Genomic DNA, 22,968 nt, shown 5'->3' on the forward strand with positions numbered 1-22,968 from the left:
TTATTACTAACTGGCATGAATAAATTTCACACCATCTTTAATGGTTTGAATCAGATGCTTTTGCAGCAAGCCAGTACAAAGCTCTCGAAACCATTTATGTTCAGGGTCATGATGATGCTTAGCATGCCAAAGTAGATAGTATTGATTAGCGGCAAGCGAGATAGGTAAACGCCTTAATGTCACATCATGCCTTTGAGCAAAGTCTCCTGCTATATGCATAGGTAAGGTTAATAAGGCATCTGTGTTTAGCACCAGCTCAATGGCTGCTTGATAAAAAGGCACTTGAATCAATACTTGCCTTTGCAGACCTTGAGCTAAAAGCGCCTGATCAAGCAGACTATTTTTATCCCCACCACCGCTAATAAGAATGTGCTTGCTCTGACAATAGTCATCAAGGCTAAAAGCCTGCTGTTTATTAAGGATAGGATGGTCTTGCCTTAACATAACCACGAGTTCATCTTCTGCAAACCACCTGCCTTGAAGGTTCTCAGGTACTTCGTCTGCAATAGTTGTCACAAGATCTATCTGAGTATCAGCAAGCTCTGTGAGTTTTGATGGCTGCCATGCTTGAAATTCAAGGCTAACGTTAGGGGCTTTATCATGCATTTCACGGGTAATCATGGGGACGACCGCTTGAGCCACATAATCACTGGAGGCAATTGAAAAACGGCGCTGACAAAGCTCAAGCTCCATAGTGTTTGGAGCATAAAGCCCATCAAGAGTTTGCATCAATTCAGGTAGTTGTGTTTTAAGCTGTTCCCCTCTTTGAGTAAGTACAAACTGATTGCCTTCTCGTATGAGTATCTTGTCATGAAAGGCTTCGCGTATTTGAGACAAGGTTTTACTCATGGCCGATTGAGTAACATTAAGCTCTGCCGCTGAAGCGGTTAAATTGCGCGTTTGTAAAATAGAAACAAGTGCGGGAAGAAGTTTGTAGTTATTCACGAGCTAACTGCCATCAGGATGATGAGCATTATCTTACCTTGCAGCTTAGCCAAATTTACAGGGCTTTATACAAAAAGCTTTATTTAGCAATCATTCTCATTTAGAGTTCGCCCTACACTTTCAAAAGGAATGAAAATCATGCCCTATTTATTTGCCGTCACCCTACTTTGGGCCTTTTCTTTTAGCCTCATAGGCGTTTATTTAGCAGGGCAAGTCGATGCATGGTTTTCAGTATTACTGCGTATCGGATTAGCCACTCTCGTCTTTTTACCCTTTTTACGCCTCGGCAAGATTCCGTCTAAAAACATACTCAAGTTAATGCTAATTGGCGCCATTCAATTGGGCCTAATGTATGTGTTTTATTATCACTCCTTCTTGTATTTATCCGTACCAGAAGTTCTCTTATTTACGGTAATGACCCCTATTTATGTCACACTTCTAAATGATGCCTTTGATCGTAAATTTAACTTAAGCTTTCTCATCACCGCCATGATAGCCACCTCAGGTGCCATTGCGATTCGTTATCAAGGTATAGATGCAAACTTTATTACCGGTTTTCTTATCGTACAGATGGCGAACCTCTGCTTTGCCACAGGGCAAGTTAGTTACAAACGCCTGTTACAAGATTCAGATTTGGATCAAAAAACCGTATTTGGCTGGTTCTTTATTGGTGCTTTTATCATCGCCAGCCTATGCTACCTGGCTTTTGGTAACCCAGAGAAACTCCCTAGTACTAACTTACAGTGGGGCGTTCTGATTTACCTTGGCGTAGTTGCTTCAGGGCTTGGCTATTTCGCTTGGAACATGGGAGCAACCAAGGTCAATGTCGGGGCACTTGCGGTAATGAACAATTTGCTCATTCCAGCAGGTATCTTGGTGAACCTGATTATCTGGAATCGTGATGCAGATATTTTAAGACTCAGCCTAGGTGCTGGCATCATAATGTTTGCACTTGTACTGAACCAGTGGTTAGCGAAAAGACGCACTTCAGCATTGGAACCTGCTCTTAGCCATTCATAAAGCATGACTTATTTAATCATTTATAAGACTACTTACTAGGAGAATCAACAGCACAAATACGCCTAATTAAATCTGTATTTGTGCTGTATTAAGCTTATCTCTCTAATTCTATACATCTAAGCTTAATGCTTGGCTCACTTTGGCCCTACCACCCACACTGAGGCTTTTTATCTCATCATCTTCGAGCTTTAGTTCAGCCTTTAAAAGGCTCGGGGAAGGGACTTTCATGGCATAACCTTGCTCTATGATGAAGCTTGTTTGGTTTACCTTTTTTTGATCATAGAGATAGCAAGCAAGCGGGCCTGCTGCCATGCCTGTTGCTGCCTCTTCTAAAATCCCATATCTCGGAGCAAACATGCGACTGGTCGCAGCAGAAGACGCTAGGTGGGTATCTAGACTGAAAACATAATAGCCAATCAGATCTAACTCTTCAGAGATGGTTTGAATCAAATCATAATCAGGTGAAATATTGGCTAATGCCTGTTTATCCTTCACTCCGACCAATAAGAAGGAATTCCCTGTATTTACAAGAAGAGCCTCCTCACTCACCTCTTCTGAGGTTAGATTAAGAGAGCTTAGCACTCGCGCTTGATACTCAGGTAAGGCTTGATAACTTGGTGCCAGTTGCGCCATAAAAGCAGACCCATCAGTAACAGAGACAGCACGGATACCATCTATCGTTTCTTTTGAGGTATTTTCTTGCGGAATTAAACCTTTACTAGCAAGCAGATTAAAAGTCGCAATGGTTGCATGGCCACAATGGGCAATTTGACGAGTTGGTGTGAAGAAATCTAACTTAAAATCCGCAACATCAGATAAAGAAACAAATGCGGTTTCAGATAAGCCCACTTGCTTAGCTATGCTCAACTTTTGTGCGTGACTTAAATCATCCGCATTAAGCACAACTCCAGCAGAGTTACCTCCCACTGATTTTCCATCCTGAGTTTGAGTAACAAAGGCATTCACAATAGCGACATCTAGTTTCATTTTATTAACTCCTACTTTATATATTTTGCCTAGGAGTTCATGTCCTCCTGAAGGCGATAAAGTGAGGTTAACAAGTTAGAGCATACTCTAAGTCAAACCTTTTAAGCGTTTAATTTTCTCGCTGGTCACATCAATATAGTGATGAATATCTTCTTGCTGATTTTTAAGCTTCAACAAGTGTTGTTCCAAAATATCCGTCGCTAAAGGGCTATCATCTGCTTCAAAAGCAGCAACATAGGCCTTAATTTTATTAAGGGACATGCCCGACTTTTTTAAGCAGGCAACCCAGTTTAATAGCTCAACTTCTTTTTCACTAAAGGCTCTATGACCACTGGCATCTTTAGCAGGTGTTTTAACCAAGCCCTGCTTTTCATAATAACGTATGGTATGGGCACTAAGGCCTGTTTTACGGCTTACATCAGCGATCTTCATGAATAAATAAGCTTCCTTAATCCAAAAAGGTGAGACCTAAAAAGTTTATGTTTGAAGCAGTTTCCCCCGCTTCTTTAAATACTTAAGGTAAATAGTACAGGTCAAACAACCACCCCAAACAATACTGACAATAGTCACACCTAGGCTACCGGCCACATCTAACCAGTTTTGAGTGAATATCCAAAACACAATGGAGCTCATATCAAAAACCAGCAAGGTTAAACACCAAAAAATGGCACTTTGCTTCATCTGATATAAAGAAATTAGCACCAAGCTAGCTAAGGAGATATTGCCAATAAACTTTACTAAGAAGCTGGTATTAGTAAAAAATGCTTGATTGGCAAAATTACGTGGCATCACATCAAAGCTGTGTATCAAGATAGCGACGAAGCAATGACAAATCATCAGTGAAAAAAAGACAATATAAGCACATAACAAAATCGGTTTTTTCGCAGTAAGTCGAGAATCTTCATCCGTATCATGGGAAGAAAGTAACAAGAGGCTTTCCTAAATTATTCAAAATACAGGGTTGGAATAATACTAAACAAGTCACCGCTAATATAGAGACAAGTTTGATTAGCGCCCTCCATATACCTATAAACGACAAACATAAATCTACCGCATCTCTTTTCCAATAATAAATGCCCAAGAAACAAACTGAAAACACACAAAAATAGGACGCTAATGGGCAAAAAAGGCCCCTTATTAAACCCAGTAAACCTACCAAATAAGAACCCATCTCACCTAGAACCCGCTCTTTATAAGGCATTGACGCAAATTCATGAGTACTGACGCAAGCGAGATAAGCTCTGTCGTTTTTAAGCAGATCACCATTAAGGTGCAGTGGCAGACTGATGCAATCTAAAGAAGATGCAACTGAGCTTTGTTTGTCACAGGTCAAACACTCTTGCATCACAAGCAAATTACAACCGGAGACTTTTATGAGCAGCTTACACAAGGATTCTATTATTATTGATGGACTTGTTATCGCTAAAGTTAACAGGGAGCTATTCGAAGACATGCATAAAGGTGGCCTAACCGCTGCTAACTGCACGGTGTCAGTTTGGGAAGGATTTCAAGGTACGGTTAATAATTTGGTTAAGATGAACAACCTCATCGAAGAAAGTAATGATTTGGTGATGCAAGTTCATTCCACAAAGGACATTTTAAAGGCGAAAGAGCTTGGTAAAACAGGCATCATCTACGGTTTCCAAAACGCTCACGCATTTGAAGATCAAATTGGTTATGTGGAAATCTTCAAAAAGCTAGGTGTGGGTATCGTGCAAATGGCTTATAACACTCAGAACCTTGTGGGTACTGGTTGTTATGAAAGAGATGGCGGTTTATCAGGTTTCGGCCATGAAATCGTTGCCGAAATGAACCGTGTTGGTGTGATGTGTGACCTATCTCACGTAGGTAGCAAAACCTCTGAAGAAGTCATTCTAGCCTCTAAGAAACCTGTTTGTTACTCACACTGCCTACCTTCTGGCTTGAAAGAGCATCCACGTAACAAGTCTGATGAAGAGCTTAAATTCATTGCCGATCACGGCGGCTTTGTTGGCGTTACCATGTTCACACCTTTCCTTAAAGCGGGTATCCACGCCACAGTTCATGACTATGTAGAAGCAATCGAATACGTCGTAAATCTATGTGGTGAAGACAGTGTTGGTATCGGTACTGACTTTACTCAAGGACAAGACCAACAATTCTTTGAGTGGTTAACACACGACAAGGGCTATGCTCGTCGCCTAACTCGTTTTGGCGAAATCGTTAATCCACTTGGTATTCGCACCATTGGCGAATTCCCTAACCTAACTGACGCCCTAAGTGCACGCGGCTGGTCAGATTCTAAAGTTGAAAAAATCATGGGCCAAAACTGGGTCAACGTTCTTGCAGATGTATGGGGAGAAAAATAATGTCACAAAAACCAGGTACTCACGCACCAGAAATGCCAATCGAAGTTAACGACGAAACTGGCGTATGGACAACCGACGCACTACCTATGCTGTATGTGCCTCGTCATTTCTTCATCAATAACCACATGGGTATTGAAGAAGAGTTAGGCGCAGAAGTTTACGCACAAGTGCTATATAAAGCAGGCTATAAATCAGCTTACTACTGGTGTGAAAAAGAAGCTGAGTGTCACGGTATCAGTGGTGTTGATGTATTCGAACACTACATGAAACGTCTTTCTCAACGTGGTTGGGGCATATTTACAACTCAGTCAATCGATCTAGAAGCGGGTACTTGTACTGTTCGTCTTGATCACTCTGCGTTTGTTCTACAAATGGGCCAAGTTAACCGTAAAGTTGATTACATGTTCACAGGCTGGTTTGCCGGTGCCATGGATCAGATTGCACAAAGCTTAGGCTATAAAGTGAAAACTCAAGCGGTTCAAACCCAGTGTGCGGCCGAAGAAGGCATTGAGTTTGGTCTATTTGAAGTTACTCCCCTATAAATTGGATGGCCATCTAGGTGGCCGTTTTAGCTAATTTAAGATTTCACTGACGAATCTACTTACTATTATAAATATAACGAGTCACTGAGGCGGACACAGAATAAAGTCCGCCCGATTTGTTTGAGGACAGTACACATGGCTTATGAATCCCTTTTTCAACCACTAAACATTAATAAATTGACCATTCGTAACCGAATTGTCAGTACCGCCCACGCTGAGGTTTATGCAACTGATGGCGGTATGACAACCGACCGTTATGTTAAATACTATGAAGAAAAAGCCAAAGGTGGCTGTGGTCTGTGTATTTGTGGTGGTTCCAGTGTGGTTTCCATTGATAGTCCTCAAGGATGGTGGAGCTCGGTTAACCTATCTACCGATCGTATTATTCCCCATTTCCAAAATTTAGCGGATGCTGTGCATAAGCACGGTGGCCGTATCATGATTCAAATTACCCACATGGGCCGTCGCTCTCGTTGGGATGGTGGTAACTGGTCTAACCTGCTTTCACCTTCTGGTATTCGTGAACCTGTTCACCGTGCTACTTGTAAAGTCATCGAAGAAGAAGAAATTCATCGCATCATCAAAGACTATGCACAAGCCGCTCGTCGTGCCAAAGAAGGCGGTTTAGACGGGGTCGAATTATCGGCTGTACACCAACACTTGATTGACCAATTCTGGTCTCCTCGTGTTAACCAAAGGGACGACCAATGGGGTGGTAGTTTCGAAAACCGTATGCGTTTTGGTATGGAAGTGCTTAAAGCTGTCCGTGAAGAAGTGGGTCCTGACTTTGTTGTTGGCTTACGTATCTGTGGTGATGAATTCCACCCAGATGGTCTTAACCAAGACGACATGAAAGAGATTGCGAAATACTACAATGACACAGGTCTTGTTGATTTCTTTGGTGTTGTCGGTTCTGGTTGTGATACTCACAACACCTTGGCTAACGTTATTCCTAACATGAGCTACCCGCCTGAGCCATTCCTACACTTGGCTGCTGGCATTAAAGAAATTGTTGATGTGCCGGTTATCCACGCCCAAAACATTAAAGATCCAAACCAAGCTGAGCGTATTCTCGATGCAGGTTATGTGGACTTTGTCGGTATGACACGTGCTCACATTGCTGACCCTCACTTGATTGCCAAAATCAAGATGAACCAAGTTGACCAAATCCGTCAATGTGTGGGTGCTAACTATTGTATCGACCGTCAGTATCAAGGCTTGGACGTACTTTGTATCCAGAACGCGGCAACCTCCCGTGAACACATGGATATGCCTCACCTATTTGAAAAGACTACAGGCAAAATTCAAAATGCGGTTGTAGTCGGTGGTGGTCCTGCGGGTATGGAAGCAGCACGTGTGCTGGCTGAACGCGGACACAAGGTGACTCTTATTGAAAGAGCACCAGAACTAGGTGGCCAGATCACGATCGCAGCGAAAGCGCCACAACGTGACCAGATTGCAGGTATCACGCGTTGGTTTGCACTTGAATTAGCTCGCCTTGGGGTAGATCTAAAACTGGATACAGCAGCCGATGCAGCCATGATTCGTGATATGAATGCGGACCTTGTTATCTTGGCAACTGGGGGTACACCTTTCCTTGAGCAAAACCCTCATTGGGGTGCGGCTGAAGGGTTAGTTGTCAGCTCTTGGGATATCCTAAATGGTACAGTTGCACCGGGCGAAAACGTCTTGGTTTACGATACTATCTGTGAATTCTCAGGTATGTCTGCGGCTGATTACCTATCAAGCAATGGCGCGAAAGTTGAGCTTGTTACTGACGATACTAAACCTGGTGTGGGTATCGGTGGTACGACCTTCCCGACTTACTACAGAAGCTTGTATCAAAAAGAAGTCATCATGACCTCGGATATGATTCTTGAAAAAGTTTACCGCGAAGGTGACAAGTTGGTGGCGCTGCTTGAAAACGAATACACAGGTCAACAGGAAGAACGCTTAATTGACCAAGTTGTTGTTGAAAACGGTGTGCGTCCAAACGAAGTGCTTTACTACGAGCTTAAAGCAGACTCTATCAACAAAGGTCAGATGGACATCGAAGCTCTTTATGAAGGCAAGCTTCAGCCTGCCATTAAAAATGCTGATGGCATGGTGTTATTCCGTATTGGTGACTGTGTGTCACAGCGAAATACACACGCGGCTATCTATGACGCATTACGTTTATGTAAAGAAATCTAAAGCCTACTAGGTGCTCACTTAGGTGAGCACCTTAACACAGCTTTAACTCCCTTCCTCTAGATTGCTACTCAGTTTAGGGGAAGTTTTAACACAGCTAAATTGAGCCTAGATCTTACATTTATAGGCCCTTTTCTTTAGATGGATGAGTTAGCATGCTAAATTCGCTATTACCTTCATTACTACCCTTTTTGGTTGTCCTAACCCTAAGTTTATGGGTAATTGGTGCCATTCGACGCGTTAATATGTGGCGTCAAGGACAAGACAATCCTGTTGCTTTTTTCCCTGCGATAAAAGCCATTATTCCTCGTTACCTTAATGACCTTCACCATGTGGTGGAGCGTGATAAATACATAAGTAATACCCATGTTGCCACCGCAGGCGGTTTTGTTTTATCCATGGTGCTTATTATTCTTGTGTATGTCTTTGGCCTTGCACCAGAGATTTTAGGCAAGCTTTTACTCGCTTCCCTTGCGATGATGTTTGTCGGTGCGTGTTTTGTTGCTAAACGTCGTATTAATCCTCCAAGCCGCTTATCTAAAGGGCCTTGGATGCGTTTACCTAAAAGCTTAATTAGCTTCTCTCTAAGCTTTTTCATCCTGACCTTACCTGCTTCCGGTGTGATTTCTGCGGATGCTTTTGGTTGGGTGCTTGTTGTGATCCTTTCAGCCTTTAGCTTTATGGGATTAACTGAAATGCTATTTGGCATGACTTGGGGCGGCCCAATGAAGCACGCCTTTGCCGGTGCGCTGCATTTAGGGTTTCACCCACGCCAAGACAGATTCAATGGCGGTCGTTCAACAGGCCTTAAAGCCTTAGACCTGAATCGCCCTATGGTAGATAAAGACGCCAAACTCGGTGTTGAAATGCCTGCTGACTTTAAATGGAACCAGTTATTAGGCTTTGATGCCTGCGTGCAATGCGGTCGCTGCGAATCTATGTGCCCTGCTTTTGCAGCAGGTCAGCCGCTAAATCCGAAAAAAGTCATTCAAGATATTGTGATCGGCATGAGCCATGCGCAGGATGCCACGACAGAAGCGAACTACTATGGTTCTCCTTATCCAGAAAACCAAGGAGTTGAAGTTAAAGATCATAAAGGGGATATGCACCAGCCTATCGTCAATGGTCTGATCGAACCTGAAACGCTTTGGTCTTGTACTACTTGTCGCGCTTGCGTTGAAGAATGCCCTATGTTCATCGAGCATGTGGACGCCATTGTTGATATGCGCCGCTTCTTAACCTTAGAAAAAGGTCAAACACCTGGACAAGGTACACAGGTTATCGACAACTTGATTGCCACAGATAACCCGAATGGTTATAACCCAACCCATAGAATGAACTGGGCGGCTGACCAAAACCTACCGCTAATGAAAGACGTTAAACGTACACAAGTTTTATTATGGATGGGTGATGCCGCCTTTGATATGCGTGGTCAACGTACATTAAGAGCCGTCGTGAAATTATTACGCTCTGCTAATGTTGAGTTTGCTGTATTGGGCAATGAAGAGAAAGATTCAGGTGATTTAGCCCGCCGTTTAGGCGATGAAGCCACTTTCCAGCGTCTTGCTAATGCCAATATTGCTACATTGCGTCAATATCACTTTGATATGATAGTTACCGCAGACCCACACTCTTTCCATGTTATTGGCAATGAGTATGGTGAATTGGGTGGTCAATATAAAGTCTTGCACCATACCACCTTTATGAACGAACTAAGCGAGTCTGGTCGTCTACACTTAAAAGATGATTTACGCGGCAAAGTGACCTATCACGATCCGTGTTACCTTGGCCGTTATAATGGCGAATTTGAAGCCCCAAGATCACTACTTAAGTCTATGGGTGCAGATTTCGTTGAGATGGAGCGAAGTAATTTCCGTTCACGCTGTTGTGGCGGTGGTGGCGCAGCCCCTATTACTGATATTCCAGGTGAGAAACGTATCCCTGATATGCGTATCGATGATGCGAATGCCACTGGCGCTGAGATAGTCGCGGTTGCCTGCCCTCAATGTGCACTCATGCTAGAAGGTGTGGTGACACCTAGGCCAGAAATTAAAGACATTGCTGAGTTATTAGTGGAGCAGTTAGTGATACAAGATGCTGCTGAATCTAATAAACAAACTCCTGCGGAGGTTCATTAATGGCTAATCATGTTAAACGCGTTGATCCGCATTTAGAGCGTATTAAACGTAATCGATTACACCCAAGGCATTTGGAGCTAACTGCGACGGCTATCTCTATGGGACCCAATGGCATTATTCGTAAAGACCCTCACAAAGTGGGCTTTATGGGGCCAAACGGTATCAAGCGTATTGACCGTGCTAACCTCAATCAGGCTTCTGGCAATGTTGTCAGCCAGATGCAGATTGAAGAGCAAAAGCCAAAACATATTATTGAGTCACCGACCCGTTATATCGTGGTACTACCTGATCTTGCTGCTGGGCGTTTATCGTCACACGATAAAGATGTATTGGGTTATGCCCATACCTTAGCGGATGAAAATACCGCGGTTATTGCCATTGCGTTTGGAGAACATAAAGAATCAGGTTGGCAAGATGCTGGCGTGGATCGTTTATTAGAATTAAATGACGATATCTACCAAGGTTTCTCGCCAGAAGCCCGTATTCAAGCTCTGGTACAAATTGAGCAATCTCTTGATGTTACCCATTTCTTATTCCCAGATTCTATTGATGGTGGTGCAGATCTAGGCCGTCGTTTTGCGGCTGAGCTGGACTCTCGCCCTGTGACTCACGGCTGGAAGCCACTAGAAGACAGCATTATTTGTCGTGCTTCTGCTGGCACCCAAGATCTTACCAAAACATTAAGTAAAGTTATGTTGCTTGATGCCGAGGTCGCTGATCCGATTGACGAAACACAACATGCTGCCAGCACTCTGGATGAGCTTGAATTAGCCGTTTCTGCTAAAGCCTTAATTAATGACCTTGGCATGTTAGCGGTTAACCCTGCTGATATTAGCCTTTCTGTTGCACCATTTATTCTCTCTGGTGGTAATGGTATTCGCGACTGGGATACTTTCCATCAAGCAGCAAGCATCTTGGGAGCAACCGAAGGCGCAAGCCGTGTGGCAGTGGATGATGGCTTTATGCCAAGACATCGCCAAGTGGGTGCATCTGGTATTTGGGTCAGCGCTCGTGTCTATATTGCCGTGGGGATTTCAGGTGCGGTACAGCACCTTCAAGGTATCTCTCAGGTAGATAAGGTCATTGCCATTAATACCAATACCAAATGTGACATGATTAAACGTGCCGATTTGAGCATCATTGCAGACAGTACTGATATTCTTAACGCCCTAGTTGAACTAGTGCAAGCCCAAGAAGTTAGCGAGGGAGAATCACATGCCGCTTAGTCAACTAACGACACATACGCTTCTCTCTTTAGGTAAACACCCGCTTTCTGGTCGAACACGTCGTGCAGAGCAAGACGCTAAAGCCTTTGAACTCGCCGCAAAGCTAGGCCAATGCCTTGGCTTACATGCTGGTAACTACCAAGATGCAGATGCACTTAAATCTTTTGCAGGCATGTCTATTGCGCCTGTCTGCATCCTTGAGATAGAACAGAGCTCTGATCCAGTGGCTGCTCTTAGCGCTTATTTCAAACAAACTAAGAGCGATATCATACTCACAGGTAGCCAAGCTGAAAGAGGCGAAAGCTCAGGCATGCTGCCCTACTTACTCGGAAAATCATTGGACCTACCTGTGATTAACCAAGTTTGTGAAGTGGAGCAAACAGAAACAGGGCTGAATATCACTCAAGCTTTACCAAGGGGGGCAAGACGCGCATTAAGTGTTAAGCCACCTTGTATTCTCATCATAGATGAGAGTGCACCTGAAGCCAGACAAACCGCCTATGGCGCAGCTATGCGTGCCGAAGTGGGTAAGCTACAAGGTTATAATGAAGCCGATACCGATGCGGCGAATTTTAACTTTGAGGATGCCCGTAAAAAGCCTAAACGTATGAAGAAGATCAAAGCGAAAACCGCTGCTGATCGCTTTAAAGCAGCAACAGTGTCTCAAGCTAAAGGCGGTCAGGTAATTGAGCCTAAGACTAGCCAAGAAGGGGCAGAAGCGATTTTGAAGCTATTAAAAGAAGAAGGCTTAGTAAAAACAAATTAAAGTTTTAGCCCGCTCTTCATAGATAAAAAACCTAACGTTTAAACTGACCCCCAATAGTTGGACATCCAATTATTGGGGGTCTTTTTATGTCAAAACATAGTCATTAGAGTAAGGATTAAGTTACAAATCTCTCCCTAAATTTCAGGCATTTCATATACACATTGGGGCGAGAGGACCGACTAGAAAACACCTCAAACAAAAATCCAGTTTCGTTAAATTTACTCATATTACTGATTTTAGACCATTCAAAACGTTTTGATTATTGATTTTTTTGTAATAAAACATCGGCTATAACCCCTCATAATTACATACAAATACAGAAAAAAGTCTTACAGGCATTAATGCTATGTTATATCATAACGCTTTTTCTAGAAATTACATTCCCCTTCGTTGATCCAAGAGCAAATACCTCTATGAAATATTTAAAGAAATCCTTGATCATTGCCGCTTTGGCAGGCGCTGCTTTGTCTTTACAGGCACAAACTATAACCATTACTTCCCCATGGGAGCTTAAATCCAAGGATCCAACCGTTGGCGGTTATGCATTCACACGTATGGGGATAACAGAAACATTAGTTAGCATCAATAAAGCAGGAGGACTGAAGCCTCAACTTGCTACTGACTGGTCTGTCAGTGATGATAAAAAGGTGTGGACTTTTACTTTACGCAACAATGTCACATTCAGTGATGGTGAAGCCCTTACTGCGGATGCGGTAATCCATGCCCTAGAAGTAGCTAAAGAGAAACCGGGCCCTTTGAAAGGCGTGCCAATTCTTTCTATGCAGAGCAAGAATAACTCTGTCGTCTTTACCTTAGAAAAACCTTATACCTTGCTGCCCGCAGCATTAGGACACCATACTACGATGATTTTATCACCTAAAGCGTATGACAAAGATGGTGATGTCAATCAGGTGGTTGGTACAGGTCCATTTAATGTTAAAGAGTTCACTCCGCCACAGCGTTTGAGTATTGTTAAAAAAGACGATTATTGGGGAGAAAAAGCCAGCATTGATGAAATTGAATACATTGCGGCATCTCGTAGCGTAACTCGCGCATTGATGGCTGAAAGCAAGCCTTCCATTATCGCATACAGTCTTGATGCAGCCAGCATTAGCCGTTTGAAGCACAATCCGAAACTCGATGTGATGAGTATCATGTTGCCACGTGTTATCACCATAAAAGTAAACCATAAGCACCCCTTCATGCAGGATATAAACGTTCGTCAAGCCATGAGCCAAGCCATCAACCGAAATGGTATTGCAGCCTCTTTGCTTCGTTCACCTGAAATCAAAACGACGCAACTGTTACCACCAAGCCTTTCACAATGGCACAACACAGATTTAGAACCTTTTCAATACAACGCTGATAACGCCAAAGCCTTGTTAGAAAAAGCCGGTTTTACCTTTAATGGTGAAGGCTATGCTGAAAAAGACGGCAAAGTTTTCGAAATCACAATGAGAACCTACTCTGACCGCCCTGAACTGCCATTAATCGCTAATGCGATCCAAGATCAATTCAAAAAAATTGGTATTAAAATGGACATTTCTATCGGCAGCTATACAGAAGTACCGGGTGGCCACCAAGACGGTACGTTAGAAGTCGCGCTAATGTCACGTAACTACGCAACCGTACAATCACCACTTAACAACATCGCCAGCGATTTTGGCCGTGGTGGTGCGGATTGGGGTGCAATGAACTGGGAAAATGAAGCGGTTGCCAAAGCATTGGACGCGCTTAAATTAGATAATACCGATGATGCAGCTGATGCTAACCGTGCCTTGGTAACCCGTGCCATTCAAGAAGAACTGCCTGTCATTCCTGTCATTTGGTATAAGCAATCTGTTGTTGTATCAAAAAACCTAAAAGGAGTTTCTCTTGATCCTTTCGATACGACATACCGCTTAAATGAAATTGAGTTAGTGAAATAACGCCCATTTAGATTAAAGGAAAAGACTGAACTCAGTATGAAAAGACAAACCGTTAACACTCTACTCAACATTCTCGCTTGGCGGTCCATCCAAGCTGTTTTTGTCGCGCTTTTCGTCGGCATTGTGTGCTTTTTTGCAGCACAAGGCTTAGGTGGAAACATGGCTTATCGCATTGCAGGTGGGCGCTATGGCATTGATTTGATGGATTCGAGCACAGCTGAAAGCGTTGCGCGCGAATTAGGGTTAGACCGCAGTTTATGGGTTCGATTGGTCGAATGGTTAGGCGATAGCTTAACCTTCAACTTCGGTAACTCATTAGTCAGTGGCTCCCCTGTCATTGAAGAAGTTGGGCACACTTTGGGCCATTCATTAACACTTGCCGGTGCGAGTATTGTGTTATCGGTTTTTATTGCCGTACCTTTGGGCGTCTTGGCTGCAAAACACCCGAATTCTTGGTTCGACAAGACTCTGTTATTTTGTAGCGTGTCATTAAAATCCGTACCGAATTTTGTGATTGGTATTTTATTAGTCATGTTGTTTGCGGTGCAGATGAAACTGCTGCCTGCTGCCGGACATGGTGATTTTTCCTACTTAATTTTACCTACTTTGACATTGGCGTTAGGGCTTGCTGCCGTCTCTGTGCAAGTAGTGAGAGATAGCACACTAGGCGTACGTAACTCGACATACTTTTTGTTTTCGCGCATTAAAGGTTTATCGGATGCGCAAACATTCCAACGTCATGGTTGGCGTAATTTGCTCGTCCCCGTCGTGGCCTTTTTAGGCATTCAGTTTATTACGATTGTTGAAGGCGTTGTGGTGATTGAAACCTTATTTGCATGGCCGGGTATTGGCCACAGTTTAGTGCATGCCATCTTTGCAAGGGATATTCCTATCGTTCAAGGTGCTGCAGTGGCAATGGGATTAATTTTTGTAGCGATGAATGCATTAGTGGATATCGCCGTACTGCTGCTCGATCCACGTGAAGGAGGTAAGTCATAATGAATATCATTACCTCTTTTAGCCTACTTTCTTTCAAACAAAAAATCGGACTTTTACTCTTCATAGTGCCTTGTATTTTTGCCTTAGTCGCACCCTTGCTTGTTGCGGGTAGTCCACATGATCAATCTTTGATGGATACACTCCAAGCGCCAAGTGCTGAACACTGGTTTGGTACTGACCATCTGGGACGTGACATGTGGTTGCGCTTGGCCTCTGCGCTGCAAGTGTCTCTTGGTATCGCTTTGATCAGTACCTTTTTTGCCACTGGGTTCGGCACGCTAATGGGCGTTCTGTCCGCGCAATACCCAAAAACAGCGGATAAAGTCTTAAATTTAATTTCCAATTTATTTTTGGCTGTTCCTGGATTGTTATTTATATTGCTGTTCGCAACGATTGCACCAGGGAAATTATGGCCACTCTTTTTGGGTGTCTCTTTGATTGCCAGTATCGAAATGTATCGTGTCGTGCGAGCGCAATCCATGATTATCGCTAACCGTGATGCAGTCGCCGCCTCTCAGTTATTGGGATTCACGCCATGGTATTTACTACAGAGGCACTATTTCCCAGAGTTGCGTCCGATTATCTTACGTTTGGCGGCTTTTACCTTGGCAACCACTGTTTTATCCGTCGCATCCCTTGGTTTTATTAACGTTGGTGTAAAACCACCCCGTGCAGAATTAGGCCTCATGATGATTGAACTCATGCCTTATTACTACGAAGCACCCTGGATCATACTACAGCCAATAATTGCTTTATTTATATTAGTTCTAGGATTAAATCTAATGATTGGGAAGAAAAAATAATGCTCGTTGTAAAGAATCTAAGCGTTAAGACGCTTGATGGGAACATGATCGTTAACCCAGTATCATTTGAATTAGTTGCAGGCGAAGCACTGACCATTGTCGGTGAAACCGGTTCAGGTAAAACCTTATTGGCTCAAGCCATCGCCAATAATCTACCTGAAGGCCTAATCGCTGAAGGTGAGATTTACTTACACGATCAAGCCATTCACACCCTATCTGCTGACGACCGTAATGCCTTATGGGGGAAAACCATCTGTGTTCTCCCACAGGAGCCGACTCGCTCGTTAGACCCTACTATGCATGCGATCAAGCAGGTTAAAGAAGGCTATCAGATAGTTAAAGGTTTAAACTCGAGTGACGCAACCGCTCAAGCCTCCCATGATTTTGAATGCGTTAAACTGCCCCATGCCACACATAAATACCCATTTGAGTTATCTGGCGGTATGGCACAAAGGGTTGCGTTTTTAGCATCACGTTCAGGCGGAGCAACCTTCACTGTTGCTGATGAGCCAACCAAAGGGTTGGACGCTAATCGTCGTGATGATATCGCCAAGCAATTGCGCTCACTCATTGAAAAAAATGAAGGTGTCTTTACGATCACCCATGACATTGACGTTGCCCATCAGCTTGGTGGCCGCGTGATGATTATGCGTAAAGGCGACGTCATAGAAGTGGGAGAGAGCCAGCAGGTTCTCAGCCATCCTGCTCATCCCTATACACAAGAGCTTATTGATGCCGATCCACGTCGCTGGCCAAAAAGAGAGGCAAAAAGCAACAAGGATCCATCCATAGTAAATGCGAAAAACCTCAGTAAAAGCCGAGGTGGAAAAGCACTTTTCAGCGATGTATCACTTAGCTTACATCCGGGGCAAATTATTGGTGTCAGTGGCGACAGTGGCTGTGGAAAAAGCACACTGGGAGATATGCTATTAGGCCTACTACCAAGCGACAGCGGTACAATCGAGTGGGCACATAAAAATAACGAGAAACATAAAGCACAAAAACTCTTCCAGGACCCAACGGATGTGTTTTCTGCTCATGTTCCTTTAAGAACCAGCTTCAATGATCTAATGAAAAAATATCACATCGGCCAAGATAAGCTAACAGGGTTACTTGCCGAGTTGCGACTGGATGAGAGTCTAATTGACCGTAACCCTGATCAAGTCTCAGGGGGGGAGTTACAGCGCTTAGCAATTGTCCGTGTGATGTTACTCGACCCCACATTTATTTTTGCTGATGAGCCGACTTCACGTCTTGATATGTTAACTCAAAAAGCTGTCATTGAAGCGCTAGTCAATGTGGTAAAACACAGTGACGTCGCCATTATGATTGTGAGCCATGATAAGGCCTTACTAAGCAGTGTTTGTGATGAATTGATTACCTTGTAATTATTCTGGCGCTTTAGTTGAAGCAATGAGTATAAAAAAACCAGCCTCGGCTGGTTTTTTTATTTAACTCTTCTGTAAATTCTCAACCATTTGTCTTGAGAGTTGATCAAACTGATCAATTTTCTCCTGTGGCATGCCTTGATGCATCTTCTCAATAATGGTTTTTTCAATGCTCAATACCTTGTTCAAAGTAGCCCGCCCATGCTCAGTTAATACAATCAATTGGCTGCGTTTATCATTTGGGTTCGGCTCTTTACGAACCAGCTCCTTATCAATTAACTCTTTGATAAGGCGGGTAATTTGCGCTTTATCTCTATCTAACGCTTCAGCAATATCAACCGCAGTACAGCTTTCTAAACGATTCACACAAAATAAAGATTTGATATGCATAGGAACAATATCAATGCCTTGGTCTCTTAACGCCCTTAACACCATAGATTTAAATTTATGAGCAAGCACCATAAAAGGGTTTGGCATCTTTAATTCTGACATAAGCATTCCAAAGTAGTTGACATTATCAATTATATTTTTAGGATGCACCCCAACCTAGTTGATATTATCAACCATATTCAGAGTGCACTTTAAAATCTCATTAATGAGAGGAAATACAATTATGCCTAAGTTATTGAAAAAGATCGCCATTGTAGCATCAATCATAGTTACTCTAGTGGGTAGCCTGACCTTTGTTATGACCTATCAAAATATTGGCTTCACTGATAATTTTGTCCGCCAATGGCTATCATCATTAGCACTAGCCGCACTTATCATGGCTCCCATTGGCTTCTTACTCATGACCTTAGTAAGCCGTTTTGTTAAAAAGTGCTTCCCCAATACTAGCGACCTGAAACGCAATTTTGTCGTTGGTTTTAGTATGGCTGTCATAATGGAAAGCGTCATGGCATTCGTAACGACCTTAAATAATTTAGGTATGACAAATGCTGCTGAATTCGCTCAAAACTGGTTTGGCGCTTTCACTCTAGCGCTACCTCTAGGTATTTTAATTGCCTTAATGATGACCCTTTTCATCAAGCCCAGACTAGAAAGATACATGGCAAGCTAGGGAGATTTTCACCGCTCAATTTTATCCTATACGGCTTTACCAGTTCCAAGGCTATAATCTCTTTAAATAGAGGTCATTTAAGTTAGTGAGAAAACGAGAACATGAGCATGGAAACATCAAAAATATGGAGGAGCGATACGTTTAAAGGCGTCGAGCTTCTCTCTGCTCGCTACAACAAATTTGAGTTTTCAAAGCATTGGCATGATGAGCTAGCCATTGGCATGATTGAAGAAGGTGCTGAGGGGTTATATTATCGCGGCCAAAACTTAGTCATTCCCAAAAGACATATAGTCGCGATTAATCCTGGCGAAGTACATACTGGCTTCTCAGGCTCAAAGCAGGGCTGGCAGTACCGTATGTTCTACTTTAATTTAGCTGAACTTGCCTCTCAATTTTCCCAGCGAGACTTGCCTATTGACCCTATTATTGATTCTCCAAAGATCTATGATGAAGCACTCTTTGATAGCTTACGACAGCTTCATATATCCTTAGAGGAACCTGCTTTCCTGTTAAGTAAAGAGTCTTTATTTGTATTGGCGCTTGATAAACTTTTCACTCAGTATGGTTCAGCTAAAGAACAGGCTTATCTAGGGATATCAAAAGCGGCAAGCTATAGGGCAAGAGATTATATCCATGATAATTTTGAAGCTAATCCATCATTAACTGAGCTAGAAGCTGTCACGAATTGCTCAAAGTTTCAATTAATCAAACATTTTAAAACCCTGTTTGGCATCACGCCACATCAATACTTAATCCTCATAAAAGTACAAAAAGCGAAAGGGCTTCTCGCTAATGGCGCAAGCTGTGTCGATGCCTCGCTTGCTTGCGGTTTTTATGATCAAAGCCACTTCACTCGTAATTTTAAAAAGGCCTTTGGTACCTCTCCATCAAATTATCAAATCCTCTAGTTATTAAACGCTCTACTTTTTAAGCTCTCTATAAGTAACGCTTCACACTATCAGCACTAACCTAAGTAATCTCTTCAAACCTCAAGGGTCAATTTCATACAAGAGGCTCAGGCTTCTATCGAATAAAATTCACCTTCATTATTAGGAGGATCTGTATGAGTTTATTTTTAATTTGGTTAGGGGTGATGTTTCCCCTAGTGTTTAGCCCGGGACCTGCCAACATAGTATTTGCAGCATCAGGTGCAAGTGTTGGTGTGAAACGATCTATTCCATTAATCGCGGGTGTCGATACAGTCTTTTTAGTGAAGTCCATCATCATAGGCTTTGGGCTAGGTGAAGTGTTAAAGTCTCAGCCTGAACTCATGAACACTATGCAATTATTAGGCGCTTTTTACTTATTCTATTTAGCCTATAAATTTGTTCAGAGCAGCACTTCTAAACTTGATAAAGAGTCACAGTCCCTTGGTTTCATTGATGGACTAATAGTGCAGGCATTAAACTCTAAGGGCTGGCTAATGGTCTTTTTAATGTTCACGCTATTTTCTGATCAAGCCCAACAAGAATTTGGACAGCAAGGCATCATGTTGCTGATTATCTGGCTCGCCATCTTAAACATTTCTATCCATTTTCTTTGGGTTTCCATTGGTGATTTATTGTCAAAAATATCGCGTAGCCCTACCTATGAAATGGCACTGAATTACCTTTATGCCGCTAGCTTAGCCCTTGTTAGTGCTTGGCTACTGATTGAGAATCCTATGCTGATAACACTCTTGAGTTAATCCGTACTTAATCATTGCTTTAGGGTTTCAAGTAGTCACTCGGGCTTTTGCCATAGAGGCGTTTAAACTCTCGGGCAAATTGAGTTGCACTTTTATATCCAGTATAAAAAGCAGCTTCTTGCACCTGACAGCCTTTTTCTTCCAGCAAGATTTTGGCCTTATCCAATCTAAGCTTTTTCAAATACTGGCCGGGAGAGTGCTGAGTAATGCGTTTAAACACACGATGAAAAGTCGACTCTCCCATATTCACTTTACTCGCCAGTTCCGTGATGCTGATACTTTGATCATAAAATTGATGCATCCATTTTAATGCCTGATCAATCCTAGCTAAGTCAGTATCCATCAAGGTTAACTGATAAAATTCACGCCCTTGATTACTCACCAAGACCCGATATAAAAGCTCCCTAAGAGTTTGCTTACCTAATAAAGCACTTTCTTGGGGGTTATTAAGCATGAGTATCAAGCGACATAAAGTAGCTTGAATATCATCAACAATGGGTGAAACAAAAATACCTCGGCTGGCTTGTTCGGTTTCAATCCCCTTAAGCTGATGTTTGAAACTTTCCACTTGGTTTAGCTCGTAGACAATTTTGGTCAGTTGCTCTAAATCAATATCCAAAGCTATGGCCAACATAGGATTAGTCGAGGTCGCTAGAATCTTACACTCAGCAATAATAGGCACAGGGATGACAAGATAGTTTTGTTCATCATAAACATATTTTTGCCCTCCTAGATAAACATCTTCCGAACCTTGCAAGATGAAAATGATTCCCTGAGCATAAGTAATAGGTTCACTAATATAGTGCTGAGATGCCTTAAATACGCTGACCCCCTCGATATTACTTGGATTAAAACCTTCATTGATCGCCAGAGAACTCAAGACCTGAATCACATTATCCATACATAACCATTGTTTAGCGTTTTGATTAGCAAGCTTATAAGCAGAGAAAAACAAGTTCAAGAATAAGAGAGGATTAGGCAGGTGTTTGCAGGTTTTAGATCTTCTTAAAAATAGAGCTAAACCTAGAATAACTAAGCATATTAAGTCAAATAAGAGGTTTCTTATGCCATTAAAAAAGCACATTCATTTATTCTTTTATGCCTTTGTTACTTGGGCAAGCTTTTACATTTTAGGATTACCAGATTATTACCAAGGAAGGGCCTTGGAGATAAAGTTTATAATCTGTGTCTTGGTAACCTTACTCTACTTCCCTGTCACCCGTTACTCGCTTAAGAAGTTTTGGAATGATGGCCGTTATCTTAAGAACTCGCTTTGGCTTGCGCTTTACCTCACCTTGCCGCTATTTCTATTCGATTATCTATTATTGGCTTGGTATCAAGGGCTGGGCATAGAATTTGTTTACCCTTATTGGTACCTAACATTCTTCTATTTTTCTTTCTGGATTCAGTTTCCCATCGTGGCTTATTTAATGGTGAAAAAAGCATACTAAACAAAGCCTAGATACTAAATGTCAGGCATTAAAAAAGGACCTCTCGGTCCTTTTTTAACTGGCTTGTTTCTTAGCGAGTTTGCTTAGAAGGGTTCGCCATAATAATCACTCACAAGGCAATCTTGGCGGCTTAGTACTAGCTGCTTACAAGTATCAACAGCAATTCGCTTATCGTAATAAGGACCAACTTTTAAGCGATAGTACTGCTTACCTTTCACAGTGGCCATCTCAATCACAGGCTCTTTACCTGCTAACAGGGTTCTAAACTTAGTGGAAATTGGTGCCCAAGCTCGGTTAGCGCCTGCTTCTGTACGATGAGAAACTAGCTGTAAGCCATACTCACCTGGCGTTTTCTTACGCTTAGTTGTTTTTTGTTCTGCTGCTTTTTTCATGAACTCAGCACGAACATAGTTATCATTCGGTACTTCGTATTCTTTTTCACGAGCCATGGCTTCTTCTGCTTTCGCTTCTTCCATTAGACTCATTTCAAGATCTGTCATCATCAGATCTTCAGCATCAATTTTATTCATTTTCGCAACAACAGGTTCTTCACGAAGAGGAGCGGCTTGTGCCTTAATCTTCTCTGCTGTCATGTCTTCCTTGTCCATTTTTTCACTGGCAGCCATTTTTTCAGCAGGCACCATTTTAGTACCAGCTGTTGTATTACCAGATTGAAGTTCAGCAATTTCACCTTCTAACTTGGCGATTTTAGCTTCAAGCTGAAGTACATTATCAATCTTAGGTTTTATGCTTTCCCACTCAGCAACGGACTGAGCCATTTGCTGTTCCATTGTGATAGGTTGTGTCTCAACAACATTTCCTGCTGGTGATAACATAGAACAGCCCTGTAGAGCTGTGACGGCTAATGCAAATGCAGATAGCTTAGTCAGTTTTTTGGTTGAAGTAGCAGCGAGTTCTAGTTTCACGTGAATTCCTTAGCGTTATCAGCGTTCAATTCTTAATCATGATTCTAGCGGGATTAAATTTTGACGTCACCCTAAAAAAGCACTTAGCTTAGAATAAATCGTGATCAAACAATGAATTGAGCCTAAATAACCAAGAATAAGAGCATTGAGTATCGCAATGACTTTCCAATTAGCACCAAAACGAAAAAGGAGACAAAGTTAACCTTAAGCAAGCCAGCCACAAAGCAAAGCGGGTCTCCAATAATGGGTAACCAAGCAAATAACAAACTTGCTCTGCCGTATTTATTAAACCTTATCTGGGCTTTATTTAGCTGTTCTTGAGAAACAGGAAACCACTTCTTCTCTTGAAAGTGCTCAAGATATCCACCTAACCACCAGTTCACACAGGAACCAAAGGTATTGAAAAGACTTGCGACAACAGCCAATCCAATAAGAGAAAGATTCGTATCATTTGCATAAAGCAGTAGTAGAGCTTCGGACCCCATAGGCAACAAAGTTGCACTTAAAAAAGCCGTCAGCGCTAGGTATAAATATTCCATATCAATCAGCAGTAAACTAAGACCG

General features: G+C 42.5%; 23 protein-coding genes. 15 read left to right on the plus strand and 8 right to left on the minus strand.

Translation table 11 applies throughout. The features are described 5' to 3' along the window. Positions 1–6: 6 nt before the first annotated feature. Positions 7–945: a LysR family transcriptional regulator gene (locus OA91_RS00490; RefSeq protein ID WP_063338502.1), complete on the minus strand. Its 939-nt coding sequence runs from the start codon at positions 943–945 to the stop codon at positions 7–9. Between the two features lie 138 nt (positions 946–1,083). Between OA91_RS00490 and OA91_RS00495 the strand changes: the two genes are divergently transcribed. Beyond that, positions 1,084–1,965, plus strand: a complete 882-nt coding sequence (locus OA91_RS00495) for a carboxylate/amino acid/amine transporter (RefSeq protein WP_063338501.1) — start codon at positions 1,084–1,086, stop codon at positions 1,963–1,965. A gap of 108 nt (positions 1,966–2,073) precedes the next feature. Here the strand turns inward: OA91_RS00495 and OA91_RS00500 are convergent, their stop codons facing one another. The 3 genes from OA91_RS00500 to OA91_RS00510 form a co-directional block, all read right to left on the minus strand. Beyond that, positions 2,074–2,952: a PhzF family phenazine biosynthesis protein gene (locus tag OA91_RS00500; RefSeq protein WP_063338500.1), complete on the minus strand. Its 879-nt coding sequence runs from the start codon at positions 2,950–2,952 to the stop codon at positions 2,074–2,076. A gap of 87 nt (positions 2,953–3,039) precedes the next feature. Continuing rightward, positions 3,040–3,384 carry a MerR family transcriptional regulator gene (locus OA91_RS00505; protein ID WP_063338499.1) on the minus strand — a complete coding sequence of 115 codons (345 nt, stop codon included), beginning with the start codon at positions 3,382–3,384 and terminating at the stop codon, positions 3,040–3,042. Between the two features lie 45 nt (positions 3,385–3,429). Continuing rightward, a complete protein-coding gene (locus tag OA91_RS00510) occupies positions 3,430–3,882 on the minus strand; it encodes a hypothetical protein (protein WP_063338498.1) in 453 nt (150 codons plus the stop codon). 443 nt (positions 3,883–4,325) lie between these two features. Here OA91_RS00510 and OA91_RS00515 point away from each other — a divergent pair, with 443 nt between their 5' ends. The 10 genes from OA91_RS00515 (at position 4,326) to OA91_RS00560 (ending at position 17,280) form a co-directional block, all read left to right on the plus strand. Further along, positions 4,326–5,300, plus strand: coding sequence for a dipeptidase (locus tag OA91_RS00515; RefSeq protein WP_063338587.1), 975 nt, complete (start codon positions 4,326–4,328; stop codon positions 5,298–5,300). Continuing rightward, a complete protein-coding gene (locus OA91_RS00520) occupies positions 5,300–5,842 on the plus strand; it encodes a 4-vinyl reductase (protein ID WP_063338497.1) in 543 nt (180 codons plus the stop codon). Before OA91_RS00515 ends, OA91_RS00520 begins: the two co-directional genes overlap by 1 nt. A gap of 135 nt (positions 5,843–5,977) precedes the next feature. Continuing rightward, positions 5,978–8,035 (plus strand): NADH:flavin oxidoreductase, encoded by a 2,058-nt coding sequence (locus OA91_RS00525; protein ID WP_063338496.1) that lies wholly within the window; start codon positions 5,978–5,980, stop codon positions 8,033–8,035. Positions 8,036–8,187: 152 nt separating this feature from the next. Further along, positions 8,188–10,170 (plus strand): (Fe-S)-binding protein, encoded by a 1,983-nt coding sequence (locus OA91_RS00530; protein WP_063338495.1) that lies wholly within the window; start codon positions 8,188–8,190, stop codon positions 10,168–10,170. Continuing rightward, positions 10,170–11,396 (plus strand): electron transfer flavoprotein subunit alpha/FixB family protein, encoded by a 1,227-nt coding sequence (locus OA91_RS00535; RefSeq protein WP_063338494.1) that lies wholly within the window; start codon positions 10,170–10,172, stop codon positions 11,394–11,396. Before OA91_RS00530 ends, OA91_RS00535 begins: the two co-directional genes overlap by 1 nt. Further along, entirely contained in the window at positions 11,386–12,162 is a 777-nt protein-coding gene (locus OA91_RS00540) for a hypothetical protein (protein ID WP_063338493.1), read from the plus strand. Before OA91_RS00535 ends, OA91_RS00540 begins: the two co-directional genes overlap by 11 nt. 413 nt (positions 12,163–12,575) lie before the next feature. Then, positions 12,576–14,090: an ABC transporter substrate-binding protein gene (locus OA91_RS00545; protein ID WP_063338492.1), complete on the plus strand. Its 1,515-nt coding sequence runs from the start codon at positions 12,576–12,578 to the stop codon at positions 14,088–14,090. A 36-nt stretch (positions 14,091–14,126) separates the two neighbouring features. Beyond that, positions 14,127–15,089 carry an ABC transporter permease gene (locus tag OA91_RS00550; protein WP_046016195.1) on the plus strand — a complete coding sequence of 321 codons (963 nt, stop codon included), beginning with the start codon at positions 14,127–14,129 and terminating at the stop codon, positions 15,087–15,089. Then, entirely contained in the window at positions 15,089–15,892 is an 804-nt protein-coding gene (locus OA91_RS00555) for an ABC transporter permease (RefSeq protein ID WP_063338491.1), read from the plus strand. Before OA91_RS00550 ends, OA91_RS00555 begins: the two co-directional genes overlap by 1 nt. Further along, complete coding sequence (locus OA91_RS00560) at positions 15,892–17,280, plus strand: ABC transporter ATP-binding protein (protein WP_063338490.1); 1,389 nt, start codon at positions 15,892–15,894, stop codon at positions 17,278–17,280. The genes OA91_RS00555 and OA91_RS00560 overlap by 1 nt, the downstream gene beginning before the upstream one ends. Before the next feature lie 63 nt (positions 17,281–17,343). Here OA91_RS00560 and OA91_RS00565 read toward each other — a convergent pair whose 3' ends face one another. After that, positions 17,344–17,772 (minus strand): MarR family winged helix-turn-helix transcriptional regulator, encoded by a 429-nt coding sequence (locus tag OA91_RS00565; RefSeq protein WP_063338489.1) that lies wholly within the window; start codon positions 17,770–17,772, stop codon positions 17,344–17,346. Between the two features lie 121 nt (positions 17,773–17,893). Between OA91_RS00565 and OA91_RS00570 the strand changes: the two genes are divergently transcribed. The 3 genes from OA91_RS00570 (at position 17,894) to OA91_RS00580 (ending at position 20,027) form a co-directional block, all read left to right on the plus strand. Then, a complete protein-coding gene (locus OA91_RS00570; protein ID WP_082827716.1) occupies positions 17,894–18,340 on the plus strand; it encodes a DUF2798 domain-containing protein in 447 nt (148 codons plus the stop codon). 107 nt (positions 18,341–18,447) lie between these two features. Continuing rightward, entirely contained in the window at positions 18,448–19,248 is an 801-nt protein-coding gene (locus OA91_RS00575) for an AraC family transcriptional regulator (RefSeq protein ID WP_063338487.1), read from the plus strand. 155 nt (positions 19,249–19,403) lie between these two features. After that, entirely contained in the window at positions 19,404–20,027 is a 624-nt protein-coding gene (locus tag OA91_RS00580; protein WP_063338486.1) for a LysE family translocator, read from the plus strand. Positions 20,028–20,046: 19 nt separating this feature from the next. Here OA91_RS00580 and OA91_RS00585 read toward each other — a convergent pair whose 3' ends face one another. Further along, positions 20,047–20,928, minus strand: coding sequence for an AraC family transcriptional regulator (locus OA91_RS00585; RefSeq protein ID WP_063338586.1), 882 nt, complete (start codon positions 20,926–20,928; stop codon positions 20,047–20,049). A gap of 163 nt (positions 20,929–21,091) precedes the next feature. Here OA91_RS00585 and OA91_RS00590 point away from each other — a divergent pair, with 163 nt between their 5' ends. Continuing rightward, complete coding sequence (locus tag OA91_RS00590; RefSeq protein WP_063338485.1) at positions 21,092–21,478, plus strand: hypothetical protein; 387 nt, start codon at positions 21,092–21,094, stop codon at positions 21,476–21,478. A gap of 83 nt (positions 21,479–21,561) precedes the next feature. Here OA91_RS00590 and OA91_RS00595 read toward each other — a convergent pair whose 3' ends face one another. Together OA91_RS00595 and OA91_RS00600 are read right to left on the minus strand one after the other, a co-directional pair. Further along, positions 21,562–22,404: an SPOR domain-containing protein gene (locus OA91_RS00595; protein ID WP_063338484.1), complete on the minus strand. Its 843-nt coding sequence runs from the start codon at positions 22,402–22,404 to the stop codon at positions 21,562–21,564. A gap of 122 nt (positions 22,405–22,526) precedes the next feature. Next, the gene (locus OA91_RS00600; RefSeq protein WP_063338585.1) at positions 22,527–22,943 is read right to left on the minus strand and encodes a YqaA family protein; all 417 of its coding nucleotides are present in this window, start codon (positions 22,941–22,943) and stop codon (positions 22,527–22,529) included. Between the last annotated feature and the right edge of the window lie 25 nt (positions 22,944–22,968).

Origin of the sequence: Marinomonas sp. SBI8L, assembly GCF_001624705.1 — a bacterium.
Lineage (GTDB): Bacteria > Pseudomonadota > Gammaproteobacteria > Pseudomonadales > Marinomonadaceae > Marinomonas.